Genomic DNA, 21,479 nt, shown 5'->3' on the forward strand with positions numbered 1-21,479 from the left:
AGGTCAACCGCCGATGCCAACCCCGCGAATGCAACTGGGCGCCTATGGCGAGGCACTTGTTGCCAGCCATCTGCAGGCACAGGGTTACCGGATCGTTGAGCGTAACTGGCGCTGCCCGGGGGGCGAACTGGACATCGTAGCCCGTCAGGGGGACGAATGGGTGTTCGTTGAGGTGCGTACACGCCGCGCCCAAGATACCGACCCAGCCATTGAAAGCCTGACCGCGGCCAAGCAGAATCGTCTGCTGGCCGCTGTCAACGCTTACCTGGAAGCGCACAACCTTGAAGAGTCTTCCTGGCGAGTGGATCTGGCCGTCGTCGCCCTTAATCGCCGTGGCCCCCGCATTGAGGTTATCCGTGATGCCATCAGCTGGTGATGATCCCGTTACCGGCTCTGTGATCGTTCTGCTGGGGCCGACCGCCGTTGGCAAATCGGCGCTGGCCCTGATTCTGGCACAGGCATTCAACGGCGAGATCGTCAGCGTTGATAGCCGGCTGGTCTATATCGGGATGGACATTGGCGTAGCCAAACCGACCCCTGCCGAACAGGCGCTGGTGCCACATCACCTGCTGGATATCGTCACCCCCGCGCAAACGCTTTCGCTTGCTACCTTTCAGCGGTTGGCCTATAGGACTATCAACGATATCCTCCGTCGGGGCTGCCTGCCGCTGCTTGTTGGCGGAACGGGGCAGTACATCAGCGCTGTGATCGAGGGATGGAACATCCCGGAAGTCCGCCCCAATCCAACCCTGCGCGCCGAACTGGAGGCGTATGCGGCGCAGCACGGGTCAACGGCGCTCTGGGAACGCCTCCGGCAATGCGATCCAGAAGCTGCCACTCGCATCCATCCCCACAATGTGCGCCGAGTCGTGCGTGCTCTGGAGGTCTTTCTGGAATCCGGTCAGCCGATCAGCGCCCAGCAACGCCGTACCCCGCCCCCCTATCGCATCCTGCAGATCGGCCTCACCCGCCCGCGCCACGATCTGCATGCGCGCATCGACGCTCGCATCGACCAGATGCTGGCGTCCGGCCTGCTGGAGGAAGTGCAAGGGTTGCTGGCCGCGGGTTTTGACCGCCGCTGCCCGGCCATGAGCGGGCTGGGTTACCGCCAGATCATCGCCTATCTGGAGGGTGAGTGCGCTCTGGAGGAAGCCATCGCCGCGCTGCGGCGGGAAACACGCGATTTTGCCCGTCGGCAGGATGTCTGGTTCCGCAAATACAACCGCGATGCGTACTGGTTTGACATGACAGAAACCCCGGCGGAGACTATCATAGAGTTCGTGCGCCAATGGCTTGAAAGCGAACCCCATGCACCGAGCAAGAGCGTTCTTCCGCGAGACAAATAGCAATGTCATGGCAGCGTTTGTCTTTGCCTTCGTCATGCTTCTGATGATCACGCTGCCGCAGGTTGCTCCTACCAGTCGCTTTGGCGTGCCTTGCAGTGCTCTGGCTCATCCCATCCCCGGCGGCAACAACCAGTCCCTGCTGGCCGCCCGCTCCAGTAGCGCGTTGCAGCTTGAGCTTGATCTGCCACGGCGTAACATCGGCATGAACGAGGAATTGATCGTCAATGTCACTTTCAACAATACCGGTGTTGGTCCGGTAACCCTGTTCTTTGTCCCGCAGGAAACCCTGCTCCGCAACGATGGCACGGCTGGTCTGAGCATCGAGATCACACGCCTGCCTGATCGGGCGATCTTCAGCGAACCGGCAACCCTGCGCCCGCCGAATCCGGAGCGGCAGACCTTTCCCGTCGAAACGTTACATGTGCTTGGCCCCCGGCAACGTTGCACCGAGTCGATCGCTTTCACCCCGGCACGCCTGAGCAACCTGAATCTGCAGGCCGGCAATTACGCCATACGGGCCATCTACCGCAACCGCTTCCCCGGCATCCTCAACGTGCCGCCCGGAGCCACAGCCACGCCCATCTTCAACACGCAGGGTGTCTATGTCACCTCGGAGCTAAGCTCGAACACGGTGGAGTTCTCGATTGGCCTGGTCAGCCAGGGTCAGGCCCAGCCGCTTGGCGGCTAACCGCCCCGACAAGCTGAAGAGGAAGCCTTCTGACTATGGAAACCTGCACGGCAATCGCTATTGCCTCGCCGAACATTGCCCTGATCAAGTACTGGGGCAATGCAGATGACCGGCTACGCCTTCCCGCCTCGCCCTCGATTTCGTTCAATCTGGCCGGTCTGCAGACCCGAACCCGAGTCGATTGGGAAGATCGGCTGGCGACTGATGAGGTGATCATCAACGGCGAGGAGGTCACCGGGGCCACCCGCGACCGCGTCGTCCACCATCTCGACCACATCCGCCGCCTGAGCGGGCATCAGGGATTCGCCCGCGTTGATTCCTCCAACAACTTTCCGGCTGGCGCTGGCATCGCCTCCTCAGCCTCCGCCTTTGCCGCGCTTTCCCTTGCTGCAACAGCGGCACTGGGCATGCGCTTGAGCGAACGCGAGTTGAGCACCCTGGCTCGTCTGGGGTCCGGTTCTGCCGCCCGCTCGATCCCCGGCGGATACGTGGCCTGGTATACCGGAGCCACCCACGAAGACTCCTATGCCGAAAGCTTCGCCCCGCCCGATTACTGGGACCTTGTCGATCTCATTGCCGTTGTCAGCCGCGCCCACAAAACCACAGGATCAACCGCCGGACATGTCATCGCCGCTACCAGCCCGCTCCAGAGCGCGCGGCTGGCTACCGCTCAGGAGCGTTTTGAACGCTGCCGGGCCGCCATTCTGGCCCGCGATTTTGCGGCGCTAGCGCCGGTGGTGGAGCTTGATAGTAATGTGATGCACAGCGTGATGATGACTGGCAACCCCTCCCTGCTGTACTGGGAACCCGCTACGTTGGGAGTGATGCATCAGGTGCGGCGCTGGCGCGACTCAGAGGGTCTGGATGTCTGCTTCACCATTGACGCTGGCCCCAACGTGCATTGCATCTGCACCGCTGCAGCGGCTACCGTGATCGAACCACGCCTGCGCCAGCTGCCCGGCGTGTTGCAGGTCTATCGCGCCGTGCCAGCTGGGCCGGCGCGCCTTGAGACAGCATAGGGCAACGGGCTTAACAGATCGTTAGAAAGCGCGCTCTGCCCGCGCGACATCTTGATAGGCACCCGGCCCGGGGTTATAATTTGAGTAGTGTGGCCACCGAAGCAGGATCCATAAGTGTAAGTGCCAGGGGGCGTACAAGCGCCCCCTCGTTCGTCAGGTCAGGCCCCAATCGCTGCAGGCCCCTGTAAAGGTAAACCATGAACGACTTTCTGCTGTCGCTTGCCTCGTTTGTGATCATGCTCGTCCCCACCATCCTGCTGCATGAAATCGGCCACTTCATTGCAGGCAAGCTCGTGGGGATTACTATCCTGGAATTCGGGATTGGCTTCCCTCCACGGATCACCCGTCTGTTCCAGCACCGGGGCACTGAATACACGCTGAACTGGTTGCCACTGGGCGGCTTCGTGCGCCCCCTGGGGGAGGATTTCGTGCGCCCGGTAGGCGAGGCTCAGGCCTCCGGCGACTGGGCAGAAGCACGGCGACGCGGGGTGACAAACCCCAAAAGTGTGTTCATGGCCAAACCCTGGGAACGGATCTTGTTCCTGGCCGCCGGGGCGGGGATGAACTTTGTGACGGCGATGGTCGTTTTCATGGTCATGGCTCTGATCGGGCTGCCGGTAGTCCGTGGCGCCACCGTCGCCATCCGTAGCGTGGCCGAGAATTCGCCGGCTGCGGCGGCGGGTCTGCAGGCAGGCGATGTCATCGTTCGTGTTGACGGCGACTACATCGATTCCAGCGCCGCCCTGACTGAGTACCTGGCCTTCCGCGAAGGTACCCAGGTGACCCTGACCGTGGAACGCGGCGCGGAGACCTTCGAGGCGACACTGCCCGTTGACACGGTCACGCCTGCCGGGTCAGTAGAGAACGTGGTAATCCTGGCTGTGGTGAAGGACTCTCCAGCGGACCTGGCTGGTCTGCAACCGGGCGACATTGTGCTGGAAGGCGATGGCCAGAAGTTCACATCCCTGACCAGCCTGCAGCAATTCACCAATGCGCACAAGGGGCAGGAAATCGCCCTCCTTATTGAACGCGACGGCGAGCAATTCACCGTCCGCCTGACCCCTCGCGTTGACCCACCGGCTAACCAGGGTCCTATCGGCATCTCCATTGGCGCCCAGCAGTCCAACGCCGCACTCGGCTTCACCCTGGCTGACTACGACGCCATCATCGACTTTGAGCCAGCCAGCCTGGGGGACGCCATCAACTACAGTCTGGCCCGCACCGGCGACACTGTACGCATGATCGTCGAAGCGCCCATCGAGATCATCCGCGGCAACCTTGATCCGAACCAGGCCCGCCCCATCAGCATTGTTGGCATCAGCCAGATCGGCGGGCAGCGACTTGAAGAAAGCTTTGAGTACCAGAACGTCCTGCCCATCCTGGATTTCGCCGCTGTGATCAGCCTGGCCCTTGGCCTCACTAATCTGCTGCCCATCCCCAGCTTGGATGGTGGCCGCATCCTGTTTGTGGTGATCGAATTGCTGCGTGGTAAGCCGATCCCGCCGGAGCGCGAAGGCATGGTGCATATGATCGGCCTTCTGCTCCTGCTGGGCGCCATGGGCATCTTCATCGTCAATGACATCGTCAATCCGGTAGTACAGCACCTGCCGTAACCTGCCATACGAGGAGCTATGGTCAAGCCAAGAGACTTCCAAGATATCATGCCCATCCTGCTCGATGAAAGCCGGCCCTTTGACGCCGCCACTGTCTATGGCCTTTCCGGGCTGGACCGGCAGCAACTGAATCGCCTGGCCAGGGATTGGCCGTCAATCCCGGTTGAGCGGCGGCGATCGCTGCTACAGCATCTGAACGAAATCAGCGAAAACAACTTTGAGCTGGATTTTCAGGGCATCAACCACCTAGCGCTTAACGATCCCGATAGCGAAGTGCGTCAGTATGCCATCGAGGGGCTGTGGGAGGATGAGACAGTCGAATACCTGCGCAAGCTGGTGGACATCGCCCAGCACGACGTCAGCCAGGATGTTCGCTGCGCTGCCATCACCGAACTGGGCCGTTTCATCCTGCTGGGGGAGTACGAGGAAATCAGCCGCGCCGACGCACGCCTGTCCCAGGATACCGTGCTGCGCATCCTGCATTCCGACGAGGATGATGAACTCCGCCGCCACGCACTGGAAGCGATTGCCAACTGCAGCCGCGAAGGCGTGGCCGAGATGATCCGGGAGTTCTACAACACTGACGAATTGCCGCTGCGGATGAGCGCCGTTTTTGCCATGGGCCGCACCTGTGACGAGGAATGGGCGCCGCAGATCATCCGGGAATTGAACAGTTCAACACCGGAGATGCAATATGAGGCCGCCCGTGCCGCCGGGCATATCGGCCTTGAAGAAGCTGTGCCTGACCTGATCCGCCTGATTGAAAGCACGGACGATACCGAAATCCTGGAGGTAGCCATCTGGGCGCTGGGTGAAATCGGCGGGGAAGAAGCCCGCCGGACACTCCATGCCATCATCGCCCGCGCAGAAGCCGACGATGATGAGGAAATCCTGGCCGCAGCTCAGGATGCCTACGACGCGGCTAACCTGCCCGGCGATTTCCTGCTGTTCGATTTCGAGCCATAAGGCAGGCCCACGGACCTCCAATATGGCGAGCAGTTCTGCCGGACTTCCGGCCGTGATATTTTCAGCGGGAAGAATCAGCAACACAGGTCTTGACACTACTCCGGGCTATTGTATACTGAGGAATACTGTGGCGGACGGGTGAAAGAGCTATTCTGTGCAGGTCAATCGGCGCTAGAACCAGAGTTCTTGCGCTGTTTTGCCTTGCCGGACAGCTTGAGTGTCCTCCTGTGACTGAATATCCCGCACCTGTGGCTAACGTTTACTGGCACCCGCTCACCAACCCATTTGAGCGCAGAGGAGGGACGCCTTGGAGGCGAAAGACTTTCGCGCGCTGCGCATCAGCCTGGCTTCACCGGAACAGATTTTATCGTGGTCCTATGGCGAAGTAACCAAGCCGGAGACGATTAACTACCGCCGGTTACGACCGGAAAAGGATGGCCTTTTCTGTGAAGCCATCTTCGGTCCAACCAAAGACTGGCAGTGCTACTGCGGCAAGTACAAGAACATTCGGTACAAGGGCATCATCTGCGATAAGTGCGGCGTGGAAGTCACCCGCTCCTCGGTGCGGCGCGAACGCATGGGCCACATTGTGCTGGCCGCCCCCGTTGCCCATGTCTGGTACACGCGCCGAGTGCCCAGCTATCTGGGCCTGCTCCTGGATATCAGCCGCCGCAATCTTGACCGCGTGCTGTACTTCGCCCAGTACGTAATCACCCATGTTGACGAAGAAGCACGCCAGAAAGCGCTTAAGCGCATCGACGAGGAACTGGCTCGTCAGGAGGCTGCGCTTGGCGGCAAGCTGGACGAGCAGATCGACGCCCTGCGTAGCGAGCGTGACGCAGACCTCGAGGCATTACAGCAGAAGATCGCCGAGATCAACGCCAGTTACAACGCCGAATTCACCCGCCTTTCCGATGAGATCATCCGCGAAGCGCAGGGCCTGCAGGATCGCATTGAAAGCCAGCTGGGACAGACTGCCGCCACCGACATCCGTTTCGAAGCGGCGGATACCGTCATCGTTCACGCTGGCACCGTGATCGGGCATGAGCATATCACCCGCATTCAGGCCGCTGTCAACGAGCGTCTCAACGAACTGCAGATCGACATCGAAGACCGTCGCAAGGCCGAAGTCGCCCTGGCCGAACAGAACATCAACGCTCGCAGCACCGATGCTGCCCGCGACATCGAAGAGCAGATGTCCGAAAAGGCGCAGACCCTCAACCAGATCCGCGCCGCTGCCCAGGAAAGCCGTTCGGAATTGCTCTCGCTGCAGCCGTTGCAGTTCCTTGGCGAGCCAAAGTACCGCGAACTGCGCGCCAAGTACGGCCAGGTCTTCAAGGCCGACATGGGCGCGGAGGCCTTCTACGAAATTCTCAAGAATATGGACCTCGACCGTCTCTCTAAAGAGCTGTGGGTCGAGGTGCGTACGACCCGTTCCAAGCAGCGCAAGAAGAAAGCGACCAAGCGTCTGCGCGTGGTCGAAAGCCTGCGCAAGAGCGGCAACCGCCCGGAATGGATGATCCTGAGCGTTCTGCCGGTCATCCCGCCTGACCTGCGCCCGATGGTGCAGCTCGACGGTGGCCGCTTCGCTACCAGCGACCTGAACGATCTCTACCGCCGGGTGATCAACCGCAATAACCGCCTCAAGCGGCTGCTGGAGCTTGGCGCGCCCGATGTTATCGTCCGCAATGAGAAGCGCATGCTGCAGGAAGCGGTCGATAGCCTGATCGACAACAGCCAGCGCGGCAAGGCCCTCAGCCGGCGTGGTCGGCGCGAACTGAAGAGCCTGAGCGACATGCTCAAGGGCAAGAAGGGGCGCTTCCGCCGCAACCTGCTGGGTAAGCGCGTGGACTACTCCGGGCGTTCTGTCATCGTGATTGGCCCCAAGCTCAAGCTGCACCAGTGCGGTCTGCCCAAGACGATGGCCCTGGAACTGTTTCGGCCCTTCGTGATCAGCAAGCTGGTTCAGTACAACTACGCCACGAACGTCAAGGGCGCCAAGCGCATCATCGAACAGGAAAAACCCGAAGTCTGGGAGACGCTTGAGGAAGTCATCAAAGAGCGCCCGGTGTTGCTCAACCGCGCCCCTACTCTGCACCGGCTGGGCATCCAGGCCTTTGAGCCGATCCTGGTCGAGGGCAAGGCCATCCAGATTCACCCGCTGGTGTGCGCCGCCTTCAATGCCGACTTCGATGGCGACCAGATGGCTGTGCACGTACCGCTGAGCGATAAGGCCGTCCAGGAAGCCCGCGAACTGATGCTGAGCACCAAGAACCTGCTCAAGCCAGCCGACGGTGCGCCCATCGTTGGCCCGGCCAAGGACATGGTGCTCGGCAACTACTACCTGACCATGGACCCCAACGCAGACATCATCGCTCGCGTTGACCGCGCTGAGGAGTTCCGCCACTGGAGCAGCCTGGTTGGCAAGCGCATTGGCGTCGCCAAAGATACCACCGGCGCCCGTGTGGCCGAGCAGCGTGACCTGGCCGCTCAGAACGATGTAATTCTGTTCGATACCCAGGTCGACGCTGAAGGCAGGCCGATCTCCGGCAAGAGCGCGGTCGACCGCCTGATCGAAGCCACCCTCAGCGGCGCGGTGGACTGCATGCTCTTCAACGGCTACGATTTCCAGCAGATGCTGAAGAAGCACCCGGAATGGCCGCTGGTCATCGCCAACCTGGCGGATCGTCGCCTTGTTGTCGACATGGACGAGGTCGAATACCTCTACGGCTTGGGTCTGGTCGATCTCCATACGCCCATCCGGCTCGGCAACTATTACGATAACCGTCCGCCGCAACCGGAGCCAGAACTGACCACCGTAGGCCGGGCGATCTTCAACCGAATCCTGCCGGATGCGCTGCGCTTTGTGCAGCAAACGATGGACAAAAAGAACCTGCAGCAGCTCGTGGCCCGCAGCTACCAGTTGCTGGGTGCTGATCTGACCACCGACATTGTGGACGCCATCAAGAATACTGGCTTCCACTATGCCACCGTCTCCGGGACGACCATCGCAGTCTCCGACCTGACCGTGCCGGAGGAACGTGAGGAAATCCTGGCCAAAGCCAGTGAGATCGTCGATGAAGCCGAGCGCAGCTTCCGCCGCGGTCTGCTTACCGAGGAAGAGCGCTACCAGATCACTATTGACAGCTGGACCAAGGCCAAGAGTGACCTAAGCGAAGTCATCAAGAACCGCCTCGACCCGTTCGGCCCGATTGCGATCATGGCACTGTCCGGTTCCACCAAGGGCGGCTTCGGCCCGATCACCCAGCTGGCCGGTATGCGCGGTCTGATGGCCGACCCCTCCGGTCGTATCATCGACCTGCCCATCCGCAGCCACTTCCGCAAGGGTCTGGATGCCCTGGAGTACTTCATTTCCTCGCACGGCGCGCGCAAGGGTCTGGCAGATACCGCCCTGCGTACCGCTGATGCCGGTTACCTGACCCGCCGCCTGGTCGACGTAGCGCAGGATGTCATCATCAATGCGGAGGACTGCGAAACCGAAGCAGGCATCTGGATCCGCGCCGACGATGACGTGGCCGGGCAGAAGATGCAGGAACGGCTCGTCGGGCGCTTTGCTGCGGCCCCGGCCTTCAACCCCAAGACGGGTGAGGTGATCGTTGGCCGCAATGAGATGATCGATGAAGACCTGGCTGACGCACTGGTGGATGCTGGCGTCCGCGAGGTGTACGTCCGCAGCCCCATGACCTGCCAGTTGCTGCATGGCATCTGCGCCAAGTGCTACGGGCGTGACCTGGGCCGCGGTGAAGTCGTCCAGGTGGGCGCAGCCGTCGGCATCGTCGCTGCACAGTCGATTGGCGAACCCGGCACACAGCTCACCCTGCGCACTTTTCATACCGGCGGTACCGCCCAGGCTTCCGGTGACATCACCAGCGGTCTGCCGCGTGTCGAGGAACTCTTTGAAGCCCGCAAGAAACCCAAGGGCGAAGCGGTCATGAGCGACATCGCTGGCATTGTGCGCCTGTCCAGGACGCCTGAAGGCGTGCGTATCGCCACGGTCATCGACAGCGAGGTCGTCAGCGAACAGTATGACATCCCGGCAGGCTACGTCCTGCTGGTGGAAGATGAACAGCAGGTCAAGACCGGCCAGGAACTGGCCCGCCAGGCGGATGGTGAAGACTTCATCACCGCCGGGATGGATGGTCAGGTGCACCTGGAGGATGGCCGGATCTATCTGCGCTACGAGCGTCGGGAAGAGCGCGAGTACGAAATCCCCTCCAGCGCCCGCCTGATGCCGGACATCTACGATGGTGCGCGGGTCACCGCTGGCCAGCAACTCACCGAAGGCGCCAAGAACCCGCACCGCATCCTGCGCATCCTCGGCGCTGAGGCAACCCAGCTCTACCTGTTGAGCGAAGTGCAGAAGGTCTATCGCAGCCAGGGTGTGCCCATCAACGACAAGCACTTTGAGGTCATCATCCGCAAGATGCTCTCCAAAGCGCAGATCACCCGCAGCGGTGACACCCACCTGCTGCCCGGCGAACTGGTCGACAAGCTGCAGCTGCTCAAGATCAACGAGGAAGTCCTGGCCAAGGGCGGCGAGCCTGCTGTCGGTGTGCCGGTGCTTCTAGGCGTCACCAAGGCCGCGCTCAGTACGGATAGCTTCCTCAGCGCGGCCAGCTTCCAGCACACCATCAAGGTACTGGCCGGTGCCGCCATTGAAGGCAAAGAGGACCCGCTCTACGGCCTCAAAGAGAACGTGATCATCGGTAAGCTCATCCCGGCTGGTACCAGCTTCAACGCTTACCAGAACCGGGCCAGTGAAGCGGTGAAAACCACGCTGGAACATCGTACCTTCGTCAACGAATATGACGAGGACGAAGACGAGGAAGAAGAGCTTTACGACGAGACCGAGAACGACCTGAGCGACGTCAATACGCTGTAGGCATCAACGCGCTGATGCGGAGGGCGGTTAGTGGTAGCGCCGCCCTCCGCGTTTTTTTGCAGAAGCATTAGAACGTTTGTTTTTCTTTATTTGACAGACGGCCTGCCATTTCATATCATAATCCGCAACAATTCCTGAGCGATACCAGTAAGGAATGCCCGCATGGAAATCGGCGTTGTTCGACCGGTGAAAATCGACGAGGAAATGCGCCAGGCGTATCTTGATTACGCCATGAGCGTGATCGTGTCCCGCGCCTTACCGGATGCCCGCGATGGTCTCAAGCCGGTTCACCGGCGCATCCTGTACGCGATGCACGACATGGGCCTGGGGCCAGAAAGCGCCCACAAGAAGAGCGCGCGCATCGTTGGTGAGGTGTTGGGCAAATATCACCCCCATGGCGATATGGCCGTCTATGAGGCCATGGTCCGCATGGCGCAGGACTTTTCCATGCGTTACCCCCTCATCGATGGCCAGGGCAACTTCGGCAGCATTGATGGCGACGGCGCCGCCGCCATGCGCTATACCGAAGCGCGGATGGCGCCGATGGGCCAGGACATGCTGGCGGACATCACCAAGAACACCGTCGACTTTGTCCAGAACTTCGACGGCACCCTGGAGGAACCGCTGGTACTACCTGCCAGCGTGCCTAACCTGCTGGTCAACGGCACTTCCGGGATCGCGGTAGGCATGTCCACCAATATCCCGCCGCACAACCTGGGTGAAGTGTGCGACGCGCTGGTCTTCATGCTGGAAAACTGGGAGAAGCTGGATGAAATCGGCGTCCCGGAATTGATGCGGTTTATCAAGGGGCCGGACTTCCCCACCGGTGGCATCGTCTACCGCGCCGAAGGCACGACGCCAGATGAAGACTCGCTGCAGGCTGCTTACGCCGTCGGACGGGGCAAGATCATCGTGCGGGCTAAAGTCCATCTGGAAGACATGGGCCGTGGCCGGAGCCGGATCATCATCACCGAACTGCCCTACCAGGTCAACAAAGTCAGCCTTATTGAGCGCATCGCGGAACTGGCCCAGACCGGCAAGGTCGAAGGGATGAGCGACCTGCGCGATGAATCCGACCGGCAAGGGCTGCGCGTGGTGGTCGAACTCAGCCGTACCGCTGATCCGGCGCAGGTGTTGGCCGAGTTATTCAAGCTCACCCCGCTGCAGACCACCTTTGGCATCATCATGCTCGCGCTGGTTGATGGTGAGCCGCGCACGCTCAGCCTCAAGCAGGCCCTGCGCGTCTATCTGGATCACCGCCTGGCGGTCGTGCGGCGTCGCAGCCAGTACGATCTGGAGCGCGCCCGCGAGCGCGCTCACATCCTGGAAGGGCTGCTCACGGCCCTGGATCATCTCGATCAGGCGATCGATATCATCCGCCGCTCGCGCACTGTCGAAACTGCCCGTCAGAACCTCCGTCAGGCATTCCATCTGACCGAGGTACAGGCGCAGGCTATTCTGGATATGCAACTGCGCCGGCTGGCCGCCCTGGAACGCAAGAAGATTCAGGACGAATACAAGGAAAAGCTCCAGCTCATCAAACATCTGGAGAAACTCCTGGCCAGCCCCAAACTCATGCGGGCGACCATCGCTGAGGAACTGAAAGAAGTCAAGGCCCGCTACGGCGACCCCCGCAGGACAGTGATCATGGGCGGGCTGGCCAGCGATGTTTCCGCCGGAGACCTGCAAATCCCCAATGAGGATACCTGGGTAGCCCTGACCGCTGACGGCCTGATCAGCCGAACCTATTCCGATACTCCGCCGCGCATCACTGCAACCTCGCCCGTGGTGCCCCGTGTCCTGCTGGCCAGCAATACTGCCCATGTTTTGTATCTCTTCACCGAAAAAGGTGAAGCTGCCACCCTGCCCGTGCACCAGATCCCTCAGGCGGAAGACCCCGAACAGGGCACACCGGTGAACGCGCTCTGCGCCCTACCGGAAAAGGATCGCGGCAAGGTCGCCGCCGCCCTCAGCCTGCCTGCCTCCCTGACGGAGGACTTCCTGTTCCTGGTCGCCGCTGATGGCAATGTCAAACGCATCCGTATGGAAGATCTTCCCGGCCCCACCGCCAACGTGTTCAAGGTCATGAACGTGGGTGAATCGCGTCTGGGGTGGGTTTTCCCGGTGCGGGAGGAAACCGAGATAATTCTGATCACGGCTCAGGGTCAGGCCATCCGCTTCCCTGTCGACTCGGTGCGCCCAACCGGCCTGCCCGCCGGAGGCATGCGCGGGGTCAAGCTACTCGGCCAGCGCGATCGTGTTGTTGGCGCTGGCATCGCCGACGAGCGCCAGTTCGTCTGGGTCATCACAGATACCGGCATTGCCAAGTACACGCCGGTCACCGAATACCCGACGCAGGGCCGCGCCGGAAGCGGCGTGATTACCATGAAACTGCCGGAGGATGCGCTGGAGGTAGCCGCTGGCGTGGTCGGTCGCCGTGACGACAATCTGGTGGTGATCACCAGCAAAGACAAAACCAAGTACATGCGGCTGAGCTTGGCGCCGAAGGGCGGGCGTAGCACCCGGGGCGACTTCGTGATCTCCCTCCGTGCCAAGGAAACGGTCAGAAGCGTGGTAGTGTACCAGCCACGACTGGAAATGCCCACGACCAGGTCAGAGACCGCCTGACCTCAGACCAGGGCAGCCAGCGCCGCATCATAGCGCGGGGCCTGAACCGTCCAGTCAAACTGGCTGACATGTTCGCGCAGCGCCGGCGGCGCTGCAATGGGCCGTGCCACCAGATCGGCCAGGCGCTGGCCAACCTGTCCTTCCAGGTACAGGCACAGATCATGAAAGGCAGGCGGGATCAGCGCCGGGTAGTTGAGCCGTTTTGGCAGTAGCGGCAGGCATCCGCAGTAGATGGCCTCGCAGGTGCTGGCTCCGAAGAAGTCATGGTAGGCGGTGCTGACCTGAATATCTGCTGCCCATAGCAGGCGAGCGTATGCGGAGAAGTCTTCCACATACCCGTATTGCACGACTCGCTCGCCCAGCCGCTGACGCGCCACCTCAAATTCCTCCGGATACTGACGGATATTCTCGCCGGTCAGCGCTACCTCAAATGCCAGCCCTGCCTCGGCCATACGGATCAGCGCATTCAGAAATGGCTGTGGATTCTTGTCGTATTCCCAGCGGTGGTTCCAAAGGATCAATGGTGGGCCGCTCCGCTGTGTTGAAGGTCGGTAAGCGTCAAATCGGCGCAGGTCAAGGCCCAGGGGCAAAACCGAGGATTTCTGACGCAACAAACGAATCGAGTTCAGTTCGTTGAAATCCGGGTAATGCTTGAGTTCCCGGGGCAGTCCCTCAAAGAAGCTCTCCAGGTGATACTGGCTGTTGAAGAACAGTGCGTCAGCCGCCAGTGCGCTCAGGTAGTTGATCAGCCCCAGTTGAAAGTGCACCTCTTTGCGCTGGCCCGCCGCCATCGGATAGGTGATCTGGTTCTCGTGAAAATAGAGCGCGCAGGGCACGTGGGCGGTTCTGGCCCGCGTCAGCCCCAGGAAAGCCGGCAGATTGAGCATGTCGCTGGCCAGAATCACATCCGGTTGCACATCAGAAGCCAGGAACATGCGAGCCAGTGTGGCCGCCCCGCCCTGCATCCGCCACTTCCAGTATTGCCCCGGCAGGCTCAGCAGCGTCACCGTGTGACGGCTGTGCGCCCGGTAACCCTCCATCCAGGCCGCATGGGAACCGCCGCCGTACGGCTCGATAAGCAAGACGTGCACCGCTCTACCTCAATCCAGCAACACAAAGCCACACCATCACGCCTCGCAACTACGAGACGGACAATGTGGCTGTAGTCCTCACACGATGTGGTGCTGCCTCCCTGGGCAGAAAGCCTCTGCAGCCTGTGGCACTACACCGGCTCTCCGGTCACGCGACACCAGCCCCGGTTAGTAGGCCGCCGGAGCGATTCTTTGCACTTCCTCAGCCAGTGCAACAGTTTCCGGACTGGGTGTGACTCCCAGGGAAGTCTTCAGTTCGGTCACCAGGCGATGATAGACGCCCAGTGCGCGGTCGGGTTGCCCGGCCTGTCCGTACAGCCGCATCTGCTGGCGGGCCAGGTCCTCGCGCTGCGGCGATACGCCAAAGGCGCGGCTATACAGGCCCAGCGCCTCGTCGATCTGCCCCCGATCCTCTAGCAGCCGGGCCAGCCCGGCCAGAGCGTCCACATAGGTGCTGCGCAGTTCCTCCCGGCGTCGCACCGCCCATGGCTGAGCAAAATCAGTCAGGAATTCGCGCTCATGCAGTCGGATGGCACGCCTGAGCAGTTCCTCCGCTTCGTCCGGCTCGGCGATCGCGCTCTCCTGCACGGCTTCCACAAACGACACCACGTCGTAATACAGATCGATGTTTGGCGCCAGACGGTAGAAGCCCGACGAATAGACCGTCAGGTCGACCTGCAGAATCTCGCTGATCTTGCGCTTGGTGACATGGAAAACGTTGGTTGCCTCGCGGGTGGAAAGCTCCGGCCAGAACGTCATGAAGATATCATCACGGGTAGCCAGGCCCCGATCAACAAAGTAGAAAAACAACGCGCGTGGCAGCGCGCCATCCCACTGCGCAATGTGGCGGCCGTTGACCAGCACCTGCCCGGAACCGAGGGCATGCACTTCCAGAAGCACACGATTCGGGTCGCGATCCAGGTAATCCAGCAGCATGTCCTGTGGCGAGACTGGCACCAACGCCGCCCGTTGCGGCGAATCCAGATTGCCAATCAGCGTGTTTGGCCACGCCCGGCTATCCAGCACAAACGCGACCTCATCCGCCAGCGCAGAGGCCAGCCGCCCCACCAGCAGATGCACGTCCTCGGCAGCATAATCGTACGCGCTCAGGATGACCAATAACCGCTGTAGCGGGCGGATCGCATCCCTGAGCGCCTGCGCGGCCATGTCCACGTCAGTGAACGGCGAGAGCGTGACTCCGTACACCCGATCAAGCTCATGAGCCAGGCTCTCCCAGAGCTTCGGGGCCGTAGTCCCCGGCTCAGACAGGGTCAGATGCAGCGCTTTTCCCTGGCTCGCGGCAAGCAGGATATCGATAAATGGATTGTGATACCGGAACTGCGGATGCAAGATCAACACATTGCAGCGCGCCAGCGTCTGCGGAAGGGTTGTCTGCGCTGCCTGGATCAACCTGAGGTAAGACATCGTCCTGTTTCTATACCCCCGTTCAGACAAGCAAATCGTTCGACACAGCAGATGCCTGAACCAGCACACCGTTCCTGTGCACAGTATAACAGAATAGTATAATTTGGCCAAATACCGTATTGTGAAATGTAGTAGTTTTGGTAAGTTAAGGTGAGCGTTGCACTGGCCCGGACAGACCTCATCTAAGATACCAGTACTGCAGCCAGCACCAGCACCTCACGATTGACTGGCCCGCGCTGAATGAGCTGCACAATGCCCTGCCCGTCCACCAGGATAGACACCGGAATGTAGTGCAGGTCATATAGTCCCGGCAACATGCCGCTAGAGTCAATCACCACCGGGATATCTTCCGGATACGCTGCCAGGAAGTCTTCGTAGGAACGCGCCTCATCCCAGACGTTGGCAAAAACCACCCGAAACGGCGAAGCCGAGTCGCCATCTACCGCCACCAGCAGCGGGAATTCCACCTTGCAAGGCTCACACCAGGACGCCCAGAAGTTGAGCAGCAGCGGCTTCCCCACCAGATCCAGCTCAAATGGTTGCCCATCCCGTGCCATCAAGCCAAAAGCGGGCAGCTTCTCACCTATCGTCACTGCCAGATCGACAGGTGCATCCACACCGAGTCTGCCTCCGGCCCAGAACGTCGTCGCGCCCGCTGACAGATTGGCCTGCGCCACCTCAGCGGTTAACGCCTGTAAGTTCTGATCGCCAACCCGCGTCGCCAGTGGCGTAGGCAACGGCAGGAACGGAGGCTGCGCCGTCGCAACCGGCTGAGCCAGGAGTTTCCCTTGGCCGCTTGACACCAGACTCAGGGGAAAGAGCACCATCGCCGCCATCAGCAACCAGAACACGGGTGGAATACGTCTGCCCGCCTGCCCCACAACCCGCTTCTCCGCGTAAATCCTCATACAGCCGTGCGGCGATGCGCCTTGACCACATTTGGCAGGCGTTCAATCTTGGTCAGCACCCGCGTCAACTGGTCAACATCTGCGATCTCCATGGTGACCAGAAAGGTGGCGATATTCTGTTTGGTCGTGATGCTGACGTTGGACATATTGATCTTTTCATCAGCGATCACGGCCCCGATATCGCGCATCAGGCCCTCCCGGTCGAAGGCCACAATCATGACTGGCACCGGGTAGGCGCGGGCACGCTGCTCGGTGCGACGCCAGTTGACGGTGATCAGCCGGTCAGGTTCGGTGGTATTGAGCACATTTTTGCAGTCGCTGCGGTGAACCGTAATTCCCCGCCCGCGAGTGATATACCCAATGATCATATCGCCCGGTGTGGGATTGCAGCAGCGAGCCAGGTTGATCAGCAGGCCGCCGCCACTGCCCTCGATCTCCACCCCATCGGAGGCATCCAGCGGAACATCCTGATCGGGGCCTTCCAGCGCCTTGAGCTGCTCATGAGCGCGAATACGCTCATTGATCTGCTCGCCAGTGATGTCACCGTAGCCAATTGCCGAGAGCAGGTCCTCCGCCTGCTGGAAGCCAAAGAGAGCAGCCACCTGCTCATAGCTCATGTCCGTCCGGCCAAGCAACCGCAACTCGCGCTCCAGCGTTTCCCGTCCGATGCGGCGTTCCGCCTCCAGAATGCGCGAAGCGATCTGGCCGCTGTTGATATCCCCATGGCCGATGGCCGCCAGTAGATCGTCAGTGCGCATCTTGAACAGCGCGGCGACGTCATCGTAGGACATATCCGCCCGGCCCAGCCGCTTAAGCTCACGATCCAGCGCGACCCGCCCCGCAGCAATGTTATTGTCGCGATTCTGTTTACGGAACCACTGGCGAATTTTGGACCGAGCGCGGGTAGTGGCAGTATAACCCATGTGCGGGCTGAGCCAGTCCAGGCTGGGGCCGCCACGCTTGGCCGTCAGAATCTCAACACGGTCGCCCGTCCGCAGCTTATAGTCCAGCCCAACCAGCGCGCCATTGACTTTGGCGCCCCGGCAACGATTGCCGATCTCGGTATGGATATAGTAGGCGAAGTCCACAGGTGTCGCCCCGGCGGGCAGGTCGACGATATCACCCTTGGGGGTGAACGCATAGACGCGATCCTGGAATACCTCCGACTTGAGGGTATTCATGAACTCGGTCGCGTCCTTGATCTCCTCGTCTTCATCCTTGAAGGCCATCAGGTAGCGCAGGTAGTTGATGTGCCGCTCAAAGGCCTCGTTTTCCCGCTTGCTACCTTCCTTGTAGCGCCAGTGGGCGGCGATCCCGTATTCGGCGTTGCGGTGCATCTCCCAGGTACGGATCTGCACTTCCAGCGATCGACCCTGCTCGTCATGCACCGTGGTATGCAGGCTCTGGTAGAAGTTGTCTTTAGGCGCGGCAATATAATCGTCAAACTGACCGGCAATAGGGCGCCAGATCGAATGCACCAACCCCAGCACCTGGTAACAGGTCGGGATATCGTCCACCAGCACGCGCACCGCCCGGATGTCGTAAACCTGCTCGTAGGAGACATCTTTGCGTTGCATCTTGCGATAGATGCTGTAGATGTGCTTGGGGCGTCCGGTAACTTTGGCCTTGATGTTGGCCTCTTCCAGCTTGCGGGAGAGATGTTCAATGATCCGTTGCAGGTCTTTGTCCCGGTCAGCCCGCCGTTCATCAAGCCGGGTGGCGATCTCGCGGTAGGCTTTGGGATTCAGATAACGGAAGGCCAGATCTTCCAGTTCCCACTTCATGCGCCAGATGCCCAGCCGGTTGGCCAGCGGGGCAAAGATGTCCATCGTTTCCTGGGCTACCTCTATTTGCCGTTCTGGCTCAAGGTATCCCAGGGTGCGCATGTTATGGAGCCGGTCAGCCAGCTTGATGAGGACGATGCGTACATCGTCATTCATTGCCAGCATCGTCTTGCGCAGAAACTCCGCTTCGCGGTCGCGGTCTTTGCCGGAAACCTGCGTCGGGAGGTGCTCCATCTTGGTCACGCCGTCGACCAGGCGCGCCACATCCGCCCCGAACTCACGCTCGATATCTTCCAGCGTCAGGTCGGTGTCTTCAACTGTATCGTGCAAAAGTGCCGCAGCGATGGTTGTGCCATCCAGATTCAGTTCCGCCAGAATATGGGCTACCGCCACACAATGAACAAAATACGGCTCTCCCGAACGCCGAATCTGGCCTTCATGCGCTTTCTCAGCACGCCGATAGGCACGCTCAATGAGCGTCACTTCTGCAGGCGTCAGATTGGACAGGCTGCTCAGCAGTTGTTGGAGGTCCATAGAGCCATTACCCGGCACAGCATCTACTTATGGCAGCGACGATTCATGCTTCGAGCTAGAGTATAATGCGCAGGAATAGGGCACACAAGAGAATGCTGGAATGATAGCCGGTCTGTTACCGGTCGAAGCGCCTGTCAGCGGTAGCGCTGCGCCGGGCAACTTCCCACATGCAGCGACCATCTGCGACGGCAACCGTGCTATAATCGCGCCCAACAATACCCTTGTACCCTGCATGTCCTCCAAAGGATGTACCGATGACACATAGCCCTCGCGCTAAACGCTCTGCCCCCGAGACTACTGGTCGCTGGCTGCGCATCACCGGGATCATTCTGGCGTTTCTGGGTCTGCTGGTTGCCGCCTATATGAGCTGGTCGGAACTCTCTGGCATCCCGACCTCCTGCCCCGGCGGCACCGAAGGCGCGATCGGCCAGCCGGGTGCGCTGGCTATCGATTGCGGCTTCGTCCAGAACAGTGTGTACGCCAGGATAATCGGCATCCCGGTAGCGCTACTGGGATTTGCCGGCTACCTGGCTATCCTGCTGCTGTGGATCTTTCAGGATCGGGCGGTATTTCTCCGCGAGTATAGCCACGCCCTGATCTTCGGGCTGGCGCTCTTTGGCTTTCTATTCTCGCTATACCTGACCTACACCGAATTGTTCCTCATCTACACCATCTGCACCTGGTGCGTGACTTCGGCCATCCTCATGACGCTGGTGTTCATTATTGCTACCATCCGCCTGGTGCAGTTCATGCGCAACCCCGCCATTTAGCCGGAAACGCACGTTAGTCGATCAAAAAGGCGACGCTCCGAGGAGCGTCGCCTACTGTTATCCCCGGGTTCGACAGAAGCGGGCAGCGCTTGCCGAACCTGTCCACCCCTAGCGCTTACGCTGCTGCAACGTCCGCGCTAGAATGTCCTCCTGCTGCTTGCTGACCGCGGCACTCTTCTTGCGCTTCTTGTTGCGCTGGCGGGCAAGTTCGCTCTCCAGGTCGGTACCCTGCATCGCCCGGCGCAGCGCCAGCTCCATCGCGGTCGGGATATGCTCGTTTTCCGCCTCTACTTCCTCAACCACATTAGCGGTCGGTGTCTCCAGCGCCTTGATGCTCAGGTCGATCTGACGCTTCTGCGGATCAACCTTCAGGACCTTGACAGTAACCTCGTCGCCTACCTTGACGACATCCTCAGGATTCCTGACATAATCCGACGACAGCTCGGAGACATGGATACGACCAAGACGTTCCGCGCCAATGTTCACAAAGGCGCCGAACCGTTCCACACGTTCGACCTTGCCGGTGAGCACCGCGCCGGGTTTGATCTCGTCCCAGCTCAAGTTGGCTGGCGGGAGCATCGTCAGGCTGAAGCGACCTTTTTCGCGGTCAACGTTCATGACCCAGACGTTGACTTCCTGACCTTCCTGAACCACGTCGGTAACGTTACGAACGCGCTCGGAGCTGAGCTGCGAAATATGGAGGAGACCATCCTGGCCTACACCCACATCAACAAACGCCCCAAACAGTTCAACCTTTTTGACAACGCCAGTCAGTGCCATCTTGGGCTTCAGGTCGTTGATGGATGTCGGCTTGTCCCCGTTATTCACAGCCATTGCGGAAAACTCCTTGCGTTTCGGTTGTTCTTTTTGTGCGCTGCCCGATAGACGAGCGTGTATTATACTCACCAGCCGGGCCTGCAGCAATGCTTTTTTTCAGTTACCCGCACAGTTAAAGGTCACTAGCCAGCCTCCGGCGCTGCCAGTTCGGCATCAATGATCTGTTGGAAAACAGCCAGCGGCTGTGCACCAATCACAGGGCGACCGTTGATGAAGAACGCTGGCGTTCCGCGCACACCCAGCGCCATGCCATCAGTAAAATCCTTCTGCACCTCATCGGCATGCAATTCGTCGGCCAGGCACGTCGCCATCGCCTCGGTATCCACACCCAGATCCGCCGCCAGTGACACCAGCGCCTCATCGCTGGTCAGCGACTGCTGGTTGGCAAACAGCACATCATGGTACGCCCAGAACAGGTCCTCGCCCTGATCATGAACACACTCAGCGGCTAAGGCCGCCCGTTCCCCACCAACAACCGGGAAATCGCGGTACACAAAGCGGATCAGCCCTTCGTACTTTTGCATCAACGGCCCGTATGTCTGAGCGTGGAAACGCCCGCAGAATCCGCAACGGAAGTCGGAGAACTCCACAATCGTGATCGGCGCATCCTCCGGCCCAAACGCCGGATCATCATCGACGCTGACCTCCAGAACAGTTGGTGCTTCCTGTGTCGGCGCAGCCTCTGCCCGGAGATCAAGTGCGGCAAACGACTCGGCGACTGCTGTGCGCACGGTCTCACGGAGACCGGCCTGTCCCTGAACAGCCGTCCCCAGCGCCAGCCAGGCCGCGCCATATCCCAGCACAAAGAAGAGCACAGCGGTGATAAGCACCATCACCACCCGCGATGCCCCACGGTCCTCCTGTTCATGCATCCCGGATGACTGGTGTTCCTGTTCCATCATGTCTGGGCTCCTTCGTAGCAATGATCGATCAGCAGGTAGGCCACCCACAAACCGCCAGCAATACC

15 protein-coding genes are annotated in these 21,479 nt (G+C 60.4%); 9 read left to right on the plus strand and 6 right to left on the minus strand.

The genetic code is table 11. The features are described 5' to 3' along the window. Window positions 1-13: 13 nt before the first annotated feature. From HPY64_06560 to gyrA, 8 genes are all read left to right on the plus strand, one after another. Window positions 14-376 carry a YraN family protein gene (locus HPY64_06560; GenBank protein NPV66790.1) on the plus strand — a complete coding sequence of 121 codons (363 nt, stop codon included), beginning with the start codon at window positions 14-16 and terminating at the stop codon, window positions 374-376. Beyond that, entirely contained in the window at window positions 360-1,346 is a 987-nt protein-coding gene (gene miaA, locus HPY64_06565; protein NPV66791.1) for a tRNA (adenosine(37)-N6)-dimethylallyltransferase MiaA, read from the plus strand. Before HPY64_06560 ends, miaA begins: the two co-directional genes overlap by 17 nt. Continuing rightward, window positions 1,309-2,034, plus strand: a complete 726-nt coding sequence (locus HPY64_06570; GenBank protein ID NPV66792.1) for a hypothetical protein — start codon at window positions 1,309-1,311, stop codon at window positions 2,032-2,034. The genes miaA and HPY64_06570 overlap by 38 nt, the downstream gene beginning before the upstream one ends. Before the next feature lie 35 nt (window positions 2,035-2,069). After that, on the plus strand, window positions 2,070-3,053 hold the full coding sequence (mvaD, locus tag HPY64_06575; GenBank protein ID NPV66793.1) for a diphosphomevalonate decarboxylase: 984 nt from the start codon (window positions 2,070-2,072) through the stop codon (window positions 3,051-3,053). A 197-nt stretch (window positions 3,054-3,250) separates the two neighbouring features. Then, the gene (gene rseP / locus HPY64_06580; protein ID NPV66794.1) at window positions 3,251-4,666 is read left to right on the plus strand and encodes an RIP metalloprotease RseP; all 1,416 of its coding nucleotides are present in this window, start codon (window positions 3,251-3,253) and stop codon (window positions 4,664-4,666) included. An 18-nt stretch (window positions 4,667-4,684) separates the two neighbouring features. Then, entirely contained in the window at window positions 4,685-5,632 is a 948-nt protein-coding gene (locus HPY64_06585; protein NPV66795.1) for a HEAT repeat domain-containing protein, read from the plus strand. A 307-nt stretch (window positions 5,633-5,939) separates the two neighbouring features. Then, window positions 5,940-10,535, plus strand: coding sequence for a DNA-directed RNA polymerase subunit beta' (locus HPY64_06590; GenBank protein NPV66796.1), 4,596 nt, complete (start codon window positions 5,940-5,942; stop codon window positions 10,533-10,535). A 162-nt stretch (window positions 10,536-10,697) separates the two neighbouring features. Beyond that, entirely contained in the window at window positions 10,698-13,163 is a 2,466-nt protein-coding gene (gene gyrA / locus HPY64_06595; protein NPV66797.1) for a DNA gyrase subunit A, read from the plus strand. 2 nt (window positions 13,164-13,165) lie between these two features. Here the strand turns inward: gyrA and HPY64_06600 are convergent, their stop codons facing one another. The 4 genes from HPY64_06600 to HPY64_06615 form a co-directional block, all read right to left on the minus strand. Continuing rightward, window positions 13,166-14,254, minus strand: a complete 1,089-nt coding sequence (locus HPY64_06600; protein ID NPV66798.1) for a DUF3524 domain-containing protein — start codon at window positions 14,252-14,254, stop codon at window positions 13,166-13,168. A gap of 168 nt (window positions 14,255-14,422) precedes the next feature. Next, entirely contained in the window at window positions 14,423-15,679 is a 1,257-nt protein-coding gene (locus HPY64_06605) for a hypothetical protein (protein NPV66799.1), read from the minus strand. A 182-nt stretch (window positions 15,680-15,861) separates the two neighbouring features. Next, window positions 15,862-16,587 (minus strand): TlpA family protein disulfide reductase, encoded by a 726-nt coding sequence (locus HPY64_06610; GenBank protein ID NPV66800.1) that lies wholly within the window; start codon window positions 16,585-16,587, stop codon window positions 15,862-15,864. Continuing rightward, window positions 16,584-18,905 (minus strand): bifunctional (p)ppGpp synthetase/guanosine-3',5'-bis(diphosphate) 3'-pyrophosphohydrolase, encoded by a 2,322-nt coding sequence (locus HPY64_06615; protein NPV66801.1) that lies wholly within the window; start codon window positions 18,903-18,905, stop codon window positions 16,584-16,586. The genes HPY64_06610 and HPY64_06615 overlap by 4 nt, the downstream gene beginning before the upstream one ends. Before the next feature lie 254 nt (window positions 18,906-19,159). On the opposite strand from HPY64_06615, the gene HPY64_06620 reads away from it, so the two are divergent. After that, window positions 19,160-19,675: a vitamin K epoxide reductase family protein gene (locus tag HPY64_06620; GenBank protein ID NPV66802.1), complete on the plus strand. Its 516-nt coding sequence runs from the start codon at window positions 19,160-19,162 to the stop codon at window positions 19,673-19,675. Between the two features lie 108 nt (window positions 19,676-19,783). Here HPY64_06620 and HPY64_06625 read toward each other — a convergent pair whose 3' ends face one another. Beyond that, window positions 19,784-20,509 (minus strand): S1 RNA-binding domain-containing protein, encoded by a 726-nt coding sequence (locus HPY64_06625; GenBank protein ID NPV66803.1) that lies wholly within the window; start codon window positions 20,507-20,509, stop codon window positions 19,784-19,786. 125 nt (window positions 20,510-20,634) lie between these two features. Next, window positions 20,635-21,414, minus strand: coding sequence for a DsbA family protein (locus tag HPY64_06630; GenBank protein NPV66804.1), 780 nt, complete (start codon window positions 21,412-21,414; stop codon window positions 20,635-20,637). Window positions 21,415-21,479: the final 65 nt, after the last annotated feature.

Source organism: Anaerolineae bacterium (assembly GCA_013178165.1).
In the GTDB taxonomy this organism is placed as follows: Bacteria; Chloroflexota; Anaerolineae; order Aggregatilineales; family Ch27; genus Ch27.

What these genes read in the sequence shown, in the direction of transcription:
- HPY64_06560 (NPV66790.1), top strand. Translation starts at nt 14, where the DNA reads ATGCCAACCCCGCGAATGCAACTGGGCGCCTATGGCGAGGCACTTGTT.
- miaA (NPV66791.1), top strand. Translation starts at nt 360, where the DNA reads ATGCCATCAGCTGGTGATGATCCCGTTACCGGCTCTGTGATCGTTCTG.
- HPY64_06570 (NPV66792.1), top strand. Translation starts at nt 1,309, where the DNA reads ATGCACCGAGCAAGAGCGTTCTTCCGCGAGACAAATAGCAATGTCATG.
- mvaD (NPV66793.1), top strand. Translation starts at nt 2,070, where the DNA reads ATGGAAACCTGCACGGCAATCGCTATTGCCTCGCCGAACATTGCCCTG.
- rseP (NPV66794.1), top strand. Translation starts at nt 3,251, where the DNA reads ATGAACGACTTTCTGCTGTCGCTTGCCTCGTTTGTGATCATGCTCGTC.
- HPY64_06585 (NPV66795.1), top strand. Translation starts at nt 4,685, where the DNA reads ATGGTCAAGCCAAGAGACTTCCAAGATATCATGCCCATCCTGCTCGAT.
- gyrA (NPV66797.1), top strand. Translation starts at nt 10,698, where the DNA reads ATGGAAATCGGCGTTGTTCGACCGGTGAAAATCGACGAGGAAATGCGC.
- HPY64_06605 (NPV66799.1), bottom strand. Translation starts at nt 15,679, where the DNA reads ATGTCTTACCTCAGGTTGATCCAGGCAGCGCAGACAACCCTTCCGCAG.
- HPY64_06610 (NPV66800.1), bottom strand. Translation starts at nt 16,587, where the DNA reads ATGAGGATTTACGCGGAGAAGCGGGTTGTGGGGCAGGCGGGCAGACGT.
- HPY64_06615 (NPV66801.1), bottom strand. Translation starts at nt 18,905, where the DNA reads ATGGACCTCCAACAACTGCTGAGCAGCCTGTCCAATCTGACGCCTGCA.
- HPY64_06620 (NPV66802.1), top strand. Translation starts at nt 19,160, where the DNA reads ATGACACATAGCCCTCGCGCTAAACGCTCTGCCCCCGAGACTACTGGT.
- HPY64_06625 (NPV66803.1), bottom strand. Translation starts at nt 20,509, where the DNA reads ATGGCTGTGAATAACGGGGACAAGCCGACATCCATCAACGACCTGAAG.
- HPY64_06630 (NPV66804.1), bottom strand. Translation starts at nt 21,414, where the DNA reads ATGATGGAACAGGAACACCAGTCATCCGGGATGCATGAACAGGAGGAC.